The organism is Rhodococcus sp. IC4_135, from assembly GCF_011602025.1.
Lineage (GTDB): Bacteria > Actinomycetota > Actinomycetes > Mycobacteriales > Mycobacteriaceae > Rhodococcus_F > Rhodococcus_F baikonurensis.
Window position 1 is genome coordinate 129,728 of sequence record NZ_JAAOLG010000014.1, and the last position, 8,632, is coordinate 138,359.

General features: G+C 60.8%; 9 protein-coding genes. 6 read left to right on the plus strand and 3 right to left on the minus strand.

Going from position 1 to position 8,632, the window contains the following annotated elements:
• Positions 1-35: 35 nt before the first annotated feature.
• Entirely contained in the window at positions 36-815 is a 780-nt protein-coding gene (locus G8767_RS22985) for a helix-turn-helix domain-containing protein (RefSeq protein ID WP_166811964.1), read from the plus strand.
• Positions 816-837: 22 nt separating this feature from the next.
• On the opposite strand, the gene G8767_RS22990 is transcribed toward G8767_RS22985, so the two are convergent.
• Together G8767_RS22990 and argE are read right to left on the minus strand one after the other, a co-directional pair.
• Positions 838-2,127: an MFS transporter gene (locus tag G8767_RS22990; RefSeq protein ID WP_166811966.1), complete on the minus strand. Its 1,290-nt coding sequence runs from the start codon at positions 2,125-2,127 to the stop codon at positions 838-840.
• Positions 2,128-2,152: 25 nt separating this feature from the next.
• Positions 2,153-3,340, minus strand: a complete 1,188-nt coding sequence (argE, locus tag G8767_RS22995; protein ID WP_166811968.1) for an acetylornithine deacetylase — start codon at positions 3,338-3,340, stop codon at positions 2,153-2,155.
• A gap of 109 nt (positions 3,341-3,449) precedes the next feature.
• On the opposite strand from argE, the gene G8767_RS23000 reads away from it, so the two are divergent.
• The 5 genes from G8767_RS23000 to G8767_RS23020 all read left to right on the plus strand — a co-directional run bounded on the left by G8767_RS23000 (position 3,450) and on the right by G8767_RS23020 (position 7,684).
• Positions 3,450-4,517 carry an Lrp/AsnC family transcriptional regulator gene (locus G8767_RS23000; protein WP_206029666.1) on the plus strand — a complete coding sequence of 356 codons (1,068 nt, stop codon included), beginning with the start codon at positions 3,450-3,452 and terminating at the stop codon, positions 4,515-4,517.
• Between the two features lie 51 nt (positions 4,518-4,568).
• Positions 4,569-5,129, plus strand: coding sequence for a TIGR03086 family metal-binding protein (locus tag G8767_RS23005; RefSeq protein ID WP_166811970.1), 561 nt, complete (start codon positions 4,569-4,571; stop codon positions 5,127-5,129).
• A gap of 51 nt (positions 5,130-5,180) precedes the next feature.
• Positions 5,181-5,789, plus strand: coding sequence for a TetR/AcrR family transcriptional regulator (locus G8767_RS23010; RefSeq protein WP_166811972.1), 609 nt, complete (start codon positions 5,181-5,183; stop codon positions 5,787-5,789).
• A 1-nt stretch (position 5,790) separates the two neighbouring features.
• On the plus strand, positions 5,791-6,687 hold the full coding sequence (gene gluQRS / locus G8767_RS23015) for a tRNA glutamyl-Q(34) synthetase GluQRS (protein WP_166811974.1): 897 nt from the start codon (positions 5,791-5,793) through the stop codon (positions 6,685-6,687).
• A 256-nt stretch (positions 6,688-6,943) separates the two neighbouring features.
• Positions 6,944-7,684 (plus strand): EAL domain-containing protein, encoded by a 741-nt coding sequence (locus G8767_RS23020; protein ID WP_166811977.1) that lies wholly within the window; start codon positions 6,944-6,946, stop codon positions 7,682-7,684.
• A 15-nt stretch (positions 7,685-7,699) separates the two neighbouring features.
• Here the strand turns inward: G8767_RS23020 and G8767_RS23025 are convergent, their stop codons facing one another.
• The gene (locus tag G8767_RS23025; RefSeq protein ID WP_166811979.1) at positions 7,700-8,332 is read right to left on the minus strand and encodes a DUF4190 domain-containing protein; all 633 of its coding nucleotides are present in this window, start codon (positions 8,330-8,332) and stop codon (positions 7,700-7,702) included.
• Positions 8,333-8,632 lie beyond the last annotated feature (300 nt).

The following is an 8,632-nucleotide window of genomic DNA, read 5'->3' on the forward strand; positions in this document are numbered from 1 at the left end:
GCCTTCGTGTCGGTGCCCCTCGATAGGCTGATGTCATGGGTTGGTACACACCACAATCGGTCGCCTCGGATCTCTCCGACATCCTGGTGTGCGGCTGGACGGCGTGTGCAGAAGGTGAACACCTCCTCGTGCCCGACGCCTGCATGGACGTGCTGTGGATACGTGGCGTCGGCATACGCGTCTGTGGCCCCGAAACCGCTGCGTGGTCATTTACTCTTCCGCCCGGAACACGCTCCGTGGGTGTTCGATTCCGCCCAGGATCGGCATCGCCCATGTTGCGAACCTCGGCGTCCGAGCTTCGGGATTCTCGCGCCGACCTCAGCGATGTAACCGACGCACGCACCGAACGAATACTGTTGAACCGCTTGGAGAATTCCGAAGACCACGAACAAGTCTCCATTCTCGAGAGCGCTGTCCGGAGTTGGGCAAGTTCGAGTTTCCGCCACGATCCGGTGATCAACCACGTTCGCACCGCACTGTCCGAACATTCGTGGAATGTCAGCTCTCTCGCCGACGCGGCGGCACTGACTTCGCGCCAACTCCAACGTCGATGCAACGACGCCTTCGGATACGGCCCGGCAACGCTGCGCTCGATCCTGCGCCTCCAGCGCTTCATGGCGCTCGCTCGCAGTCGACCCGCGCTGGGACTCGCTGAATCCGCAGCGCACTGCGGATTCAGCGATCAGGCCCACTTGACTCGTGAATGCCGCCGAATCTCTTCACTGACCCCGGCAGCTCTACTCCGAACTCAAGCCCCCGACTGGCACGGGTCGGATACCGTCGTCGCGCTGGCAGAGGGAGACGCGGTCGCGTAATTGCTTCCGCGCCCTCCTGCCGTCACTTCTGCCTGAAAAGCGTTCTGGCAGACCACAGACCGCCGAGGGAGAGCACTGCGACGGTCATGTAGTAGTAGCTCGGAGCGTCGAGCGAGCCTGTTGTACTGATCAACCAGGTCAAGACCAATGGCGCGATTCCGCCGAGCAAGGTCACGCCGAGGTTGTACGACAAAGACATTCCGGTAGCCCGGATCTCCGCCGGGAAAAGCGAACTCATCAGGGCGGGCAAGGGACCGAAGGCAAACGCCATGATGACACCCAGGACCGAAACAACCACGACGAGCGTCAGAGTCGACGGGTGACCGACCATCAATTTGAAGAGCGGCCAGGCCAAGACGATTGCCGCAACGGAGGCCCAGGTCATAACTCTCGCAGGTCCGACCCGGTCTGCAAGATGCCCGATCAACGGCACGGTGATCAAGGTGACCAGTCCGGCGACGATGCCGCCGAGATAGCCGGCAGAGGCAGAGACTCCGAGGTTCTTCACGGCAAACGTCGGCATGTACAAGATGAGGTAGATCGAGATAGTCGCGACGCCCACTACTGCGGCACCGGTCAGCACCCGGCCGAGGTGCCTGGTCAGCGTCGTCTTCAGCGGAGCCTTTTCCGGAACGCTCGTCTTGAAATCGTCCGTTTCATCGAGCTTGGCACGGATGTAGAGGCCGACCGGCCCGACGATGATGCCGAAGAAGAACGGAACGCGCCAGCCCCACGAGTAGAGCGCTTCATGCGAAAGATGGGTGTTGAGCATGTATCCGAACAACGATGCCAGGAAAACCGAGGCGCCCTGACTGGCGACCTGCCAGGAAGAATAGAACGCCTTCTTGTGGGGCGCTGTTTCCACGAGGAAGGTTGTGGCAGTGCCGAATTCACCGCCGGCAGAGAACCCTTGAATGAGTCGCGAAATCAGGATGACGACGCCGGCCCACGGCCCGATCATCGAGGTCGTCGGCGCCACAGCCATGATGAGGGTGCCGATCATCATGAGCATCATCGTCAACGTCAGGGCATTCTTGCGCCCGCGACGATCTGCGTAGCTGCCGAGAACCATCCCGCCGAGCGGGCGGATGACGTACGAGATCGCGAACGTCGCGAACGTCAGTATCAGGCCGAGTGTGTTGTCGCCGCCGGGAAAGAAGTTATGGGCGATGACCACTGCGAATGACGCGTAGACGATGACGTCGAACCATTCGAGCGCAGCGCCGAGTGAGCTGCTGATCACCGCCTTGCGAGCAGCGGCCAGGCGTTCCGGGGTGACAGTTCCGGAGGTTGGCGTAGTTGCCGTGGACATGGTTTTCCTTAGGGGTGAGGGTGGATCAGGCGCGGGCGTGAGCGATGACGCTCCGAACGAACTGCTCGCACTGTGCCAACTGGTCAAGTGTCACGTACTCGTCGGGTGCATGCGCTTGGGCGATGCTTCCCGGCCCGCACACGACGGTGGGGATACCGATGCTCGCGAACATCCCGGCCTCGGTGGCGTACGCGACCTTTTCGTCCGAGGGCAGGCCACCCCATTGTTCGACCAGTGCGGCCGCCGAAGCATTCGCATCCGTCTCCAAAGGAGGAACCGAGGCCGAGACGTGCATCGTCACGGAGGCCGACGGGTTTTCTTCCTGCATCAGGTTCTCGATCCGATTCGTCTCGGCGGCAAAGCGTTCGAGCAGATCTGCGGCGCCGGCTGTGCTGATGCTCCTGAACTCGAAAGTGATGGAGCAATCCTCGGGCACTGTGTTCACTGCTATTCCGCCGGACACGAGATTGACCGAACAGGTCGTCCAGGCCACGTCGAATGCGTCGTCGTACGGGCCGGACGCCCGGAGTTCGTCGGCACTGTTTCTGACGAATCGAATCAACTCGGCACCGTATTCGATTGCATTGACTCCTTGCGGAGTGAGCGACGAGTGCGCCGAAACACCATGCAGATCAACACGTATGACATTCATCGACTTGTGTGCGCGAATGACGCGCATCTCCGACGGCTCTCCGACGACGCACACATCGGGGCGCAGGTTCCGCGCAACAACCTCTTCGACCAACCCGGCTGCACCGATGCAGCCGACTTCTTCGTCGTAGGAGAAGGCAAAGTGAATCGGCTTAGCCAGCGGCCGAGCAACGATGTCGGGGATCGCCGCGACGACGATCCCGATGAACGACTTCATGTCGCACGTGCCGCGCCCGTACAGACTTCCGTCGCGAATGTCAGGAGTGAAAGGGTCGCTACTCCAATCCTGACCGTCGACCGGCACAACGTCTGTGTGACCGGAAAACATCACACCACCGGCAGTACTTCCGTCAGGAGGGGTGAACGTGGCCAACAGATTGAGCTTCGTCCCCTCGTCGTCGGAAACAAGTATCGGCTCGACCCCGTGGCGACGCAGTTCTGCAGCGAGAAGATCGATCAACGGTCGATTGCTCGCGGAACTTGTCGTATCTATCTCGATGAGGCGCTGCACCCAATCGAGGGTTCTCTCGGTCGGAACGGTGGACAACGTGGTGGACGGCATCAGGGTTCTCCTCTCCCAGCAGGAACGCGGTGACTCTCGCCACCGCGTTCTGCCTTCGAGCATGAATGAAGTGATCCCAGACACAGTGAAGATGCACGATACTTGCACGATGATCGAAGAAACGCAGGATTCCGCCGTACTCGACGACATAGACCTCGCCCTGATCAATTGCCTGCAGCTCGACCCGCGAGCGTCGTGGCGCACGGTAGGTGACGCACTCAAAGTCGATCCGGTCACCGTCGCACGCCGCTGGCAGCGGCTACAGGACTCCGGCACCGCCTGGGTCTCCGCGCGGGCAACCGGCCACGGCCGTCCGGAATCGTGTCTGGCTTTCGTCGAAGTCGACTGCACGACTTCGTACGCCTTGACGATCGCGGAACGACTTGCCCGCTGGCCGCACGTTCTGAGCGTCGAACACACAAGCGGCCCAGGCGACTTGACTCTTCTCGTCGAGGTCAGAGACATGGCTTTCCTGTCGCGCTTCCTGCTTCGGTCGCTCGCGTCGGTACCCGGAATCGTCAGTTCGCGTGCACACCTCGTCACCGAGGTCTTCGCGATCGGAGACGACTGGAAATTGCAGGTACTCGATGCCACTCAGCGAACGGTCATGACAGACCGGCCTGTGCGTTACAAATATGCGCCGACGGATCAGCGCCATCACGGGAAGACGTTCGACGCCGTCGATCGCCAATTGATATTGAAACTGGGCGAGGACGGTCGATCCTCGATTGCCGAGCTCACCGTCGGCACCGGACTCAGCGAAAGTACGGTCAGGCGGCGACTTGCCGAACTTACCTCACGCAACCAAATCGTGTTCCGCTGCGACGTCTCGCTACCGCTGTCCGGTTGGCCCCTCGTCACCTGGGTGTGGGGATATGTCGATCCCACGGACCGGTCGACGATTCGTGCGCTGGTGGAACGAGTGCCGGGGACACGGGTGTGTATGCGTATATCCGGCGGCCGCGCCAACACACTGCTCGCGATCGCCGCTCATTCCCTGCGTGAAACCCCCATTACCGAGGTACAACTTGCCCAAGAGGCGCCGGGTCTGGTGGTGCTGAACAGATCGGTGGTGCTGCGATCGATGAAAAGAGTGGGCCGCCTTCTCGATGACGAAGGTAAGAGCGCCGGTGTCGTACCGATGGACATCTGGGCGGAGGCCCCGGAGATCGAGTGAATGTCCGAAATAATCAATCACGACGCGCCGCTGTGGAGAAGGATTGACGTCATGACTTCAACAGAGATCTCCCCCGCCCAGCGTTATCGGGATCTTGCCGCCGGATTCACGGCGCGGATCGACGCCGTACCCGCCGATCGATGGGACGACAATTCCCCCTGCGAAGGCTGGACCGCTCGCGACGTCGTGAGACACGTACTCGACAGCGAACGAGACATGGTCAAGGTAGTCGGCCTGGAACTGGCACCCGGTCCGTCGGTCGACGACGACCCGTCAGCAGCCTGGGCGGCCGTCCGCGATTCGATGCAGGCCATTCTCGACGATCCGTCGAAGTCCACCCTCGAGTACGACGGGCACTTCGGCGGGACCAACCTCGGGGCCACGGTCGAGGGCTTCCTGTGCTTCGATCTGGTCATCCACGGTTGGGACCTCGCAGCCGCAACGGGCACCGATACGACGATGCGCGACACGGACGTGGAGTGGGTCTCGGAGATCGCAGCGGGCCTCGGCGAGTCGATCCGCATGAGCGGTGTGTGTGGCCCCGAAATTCCGGTTCCGGACAACGCTGACAAAGCAACGAAACTCCTTGCCTTCCTGGGCCGGAAGGCCTGAAAAAGCACCCCTGACGTGGGCATTACTTCCATACACAGGTAATGTCGCGGTATGCCGGAACGCCGAAAATCCTCCACGAGTCCAGACCTGCTTGCGGCGGCATTGTTCGACGTCGCCGCGGAATCCGGACTGGAAAATGCCAGCGTTCGCGAGGTCGCAAAACGGGCGGGCGTCTCGATCGGCGCAGTGCAACATCACTTCTCGACCAAGGACGAGATGTTCGCGTTCGCACTGCGAACCCTCGTCGATCGATTGTTGACGAGACTGGCCGAGTCGTCCGCCGACGCGGACCCGCATACCGCCCTGTTCCAGGCGCTCTCGCAACTGCTGCCCCTCGACGAGCAACGTACGCGCGAGGCACATGTGCTCGCCGCCTTTGCCGTGCGCGCCGCAACCAGTGAGTCACTCTCCGAAATCCGCCGGACAACTCTGTTCACGATCCGCACCGGCATCTCGACCGTCTTGATCGGAATCGGCACTCCGGAAGCTGAAACCAGAGCGGCACTTCTACTTTCAACCGTCAACGGTTTGGCACTCGACGCACTCGGAAGCCCCGCCATGTATCCACCGCAGTACCTCGATCACGCTTTGGAAACCCAGATCCGCCTCACCCTGCACGACGCCGAGAATCTGCCCACCTCCGTCGTGCTCGCCAGCTGACGTGGCCGGAGCAGGGCGCTTCGCGCCGAGTCCGTCCGGCGATCTCCATCTGGGAAACCTCCGTACCGCCCTTCTGGCCTGGCTGTTCGCCCGCACCAGCGGGCGCGATTTCCTCATTCGCGTCGAGGATCTCGACCGTGTCCGCCCCGGCGCGATGGAACGACAACTCGACGATCTGCGCACGCTCGGCCTTTCGTGGGACGGCCCGGTCGTCCTACAGTCACACCGTCTTCCCTTGTACCACAAGGCTATCGACCGGTTGCGCGAGCGCGACCTGACCTACCCTTGCTTCTGCACACGCAAAGAGATCCTGCAGGCGCCGTCCGCTCCCCACGCTCCCGATGGCGCCTACCCTGGCACGTGCCGAAACCTGTCGGACGCCGAACGCGCCGACAGATCGGCAAGCGGACGATCCCCGGCTCTGAGGCTACGGGCAGATATCGATTCGTTCACCGTGCACGACGAACTGTTCGGCGAGGTGACGAGGCGAGTCGACGACGTCGTCCTGCTCCGCGGAGACGGAGTACCCGCCTACAACCTCGCCGTAGTCGTCGACGACGGCGCCCAGAACATCGATCAGGTCGTCCGCGGCGACGACCTACTGACCTCGGCGCCGCGTCAGGCGTACCTTGCCCAACTGCTCGACATCGAACCACCGTCGTACGCTCACGTTCCTCTCGCGTTGAACAGTGAAGGCAAACGACTCGCGAAGCGCGACGGCGCAGTGACCCTGGCAGATCAACTCGAAGCCGGACGCAGTGCCGAACAGGTTCTGACGATGATCGCGTCGAGCATCGGTCTCGCCGAACCCGGCGAAGTTGTCACGCCTCCGCTATTGGCGGATCGATTCGACTCTCGCAAGATCCCCCGGACCCCATGGATTTTCCCGGCAAAGTAAGTGAAGTATCAATCAGCGCATTGTCGGGGACAAAAGCTCGATTGTCCGATATGACAAAGCGGTCCGCAATAGCTATTCGTTGGCAATTTCCAAATAGTGAAGTACGGTCGAGACTGGCGAAGGCAATTCAGGGCGAGTGGTCCCTGCAAAACCACACCCCGGATCTGAACCTGGAATCCGACCGCAGTACCCACTTGCAGCATCCACGCTGACACGCACGTGCGGCACGGGCGACTCAGGACGAAAAGGAATACGCATGGTCCGCGAGCTTCGCGAGGCACTCGACGACCATCAATTCGAGGTGTTGTATCAACCCCAGGTCAATCTGAACTCGTCAGCAATTATCAGCTACGAAGCACTTCTGCGGTGGCGCCATCCACTCCGAGGGTTGATCGAACCTCAAGATTTCATGCGCTCCGCCGAATCTTCCGGACTCATCATTCCCATCGGATTACAAGCTCTGGATATGATTTGCGCCCAAACAGCGTCGTGGCCTGAGCACATGATGGTTGCGGTCAACTTTTCGCCTCGCCAACTCGCGACGCCGCACGCCGCTCACGAGATCCTCGGAGCACTCGACAGTTCAGAAACGCCACTGAGCAGAATTATTGTCGAAGTCACCGAACTCGGCGTCGTAGGTAGGCATGCCGCGGACACTCTTCACATCCTGCACAACGAAGGAATTCGAATTGCCCTCGATGATTTCGGGGCGGGCTTCGCGTCGTTCTCCGCGTTGTCGGAATTGCCGCTCGACATTCTCAAGATCGACCAATCGTTGACATGGGCCGTCAGCGCAGCGGGTCGTGCTGGAGATCGCGCCTTCATGGTCATGGAGTCCATCGCCGACATCGCCCGCAAGCTCGGGCTTGATTCGATCGCAGAGGGCGTCGAAACCGCCGAACATGCAGCCAACGTCTCGAGAGCCGGCTGCGACATGGGACAGGGCTATTACTTCGGGAAGCCGCTCCCCGCGTCATCCATCGTCACGCCCGTGTGAGCGCAATTGCGGTCACTATCGATAGACAGGGCCGAAGATCCCAAACCCGAGTATCACCAAGAAAAACGCAAGGAAAACGGCTCCGATCGCGATACCTGCGATAGCAAGCCCGCGGCCTTCCTGGCCTGTCTGCTTTATCTGATTCAGGGCGACAATTCCCAGGATGATCCCGACTATTCCGCCGATACTCCAGGCGCAACCACCTACAAGTGATACAACCAGCGATGCAATTGCCAGACCATTGGTACCGACCGGCCGCATCGGCGGTGCGTACCCGCCCGCAAATTGGTTCGGTTGACCGTACGGGTACGGCGGCTGACCGTACTGAGCCTGTCCATATTGTCCGGGTTGCTGATATTGATTGGCCGGGTATTGATTAGGTGGACTGAAGGTCTGCGGCGGCAGATATGGGTTTGGTTCACCAATTCCACCCGGCTCAGGCGTATTGCCGGTGGGGTTGTACGACGGCGGTGGGTAACCCGGGTACTGCTCGTTGGGAGTGGTATATCCGGGAATTTCAGGTGAAGACTGCGTTTCGGACGGGAACACGCCGTACCCCTCAGGAGGCAGGCTCGGAAATTCTCCGTATCCAGGTTTTGCCTGGTAATCGCTCGAAGAATCGTCGTTGTTGCCCCCGGAACTCGTCATACATCGCAGCCTAAACCACAGGTGACCTCCGAATCCAAGTGAGCAGATGTCATCCACATCGCTCTTTGATCCCAGTAGGGTCATATCCACTGTCACACTCGAGCGCGATATTTACGACTGAGGGGAACACATGACAACCGGCGGGTACGACCCCAACCAGAATCCAGAAGGTGGGAAGCAATTCCCACCCCAGGATCCATATGGCCAGCAGGGAACACCTCCTCCCGGAAGTTACCCACCTCCCGCCGGCCCCCCGCAGGGCGGAAGCTACCCACCTCCGCAGAGCGGAAACTTCCCGCC

Bases quoted from the DNA above. Each gene is read 5' to 3' on its own strand.
- G8767_RS23010 (WP_166811972.1), top strand. From the start codon at position 5,181: ATGCCGGAACGCCGAAAATCCTCCACGAGTCCAGACCTGCTTGCGGCG.
- G8767_RS23025 (WP_166811979.1), bottom strand. From the start codon at position 8,332: ATGACGAGTTCCGGGGGCAACAACGACGATTCTTCGAGCGATTACCAG.
- argE (WP_166811968.1), bottom strand. From the start codon at position 3,340: ATGCCGTCCACCACGTTGTCCACCGTTCCGACCGAGAGAACCCTCGAT.
- G8767_RS23005 (WP_166811970.1), top strand. From the start codon at position 4,569: ATGACTTCAACAGAGATCTCCCCCGCCCAGCGTTATCGGGATCTTGCC.
- G8767_RS22990 (WP_166811966.1), bottom strand. From the start codon at position 2,127: ATGTCCACGGCAACTACGCCAACCTCCGGAACTGTCACCCCGGAACGC.
- G8767_RS23020 (WP_166811977.1), top strand. From the start codon at position 6,944: ATGGTCCGCGAGCTTCGCGAGGCACTCGACGACCATCAATTCGAGGTG.
- G8767_RS23000 (WP_206029666.1), top strand. From the start codon at position 3,450: ATGATCGAAGAAACGCAGGATTCCGCCGTACTCGACGACATAGACCTC.
- G8767_RS22985 (WP_166811964.1), top strand. From the start codon at position 36: ATGGGTTGGTACACACCACAATCGGTCGCCTCGGATCTCTCCGACATC.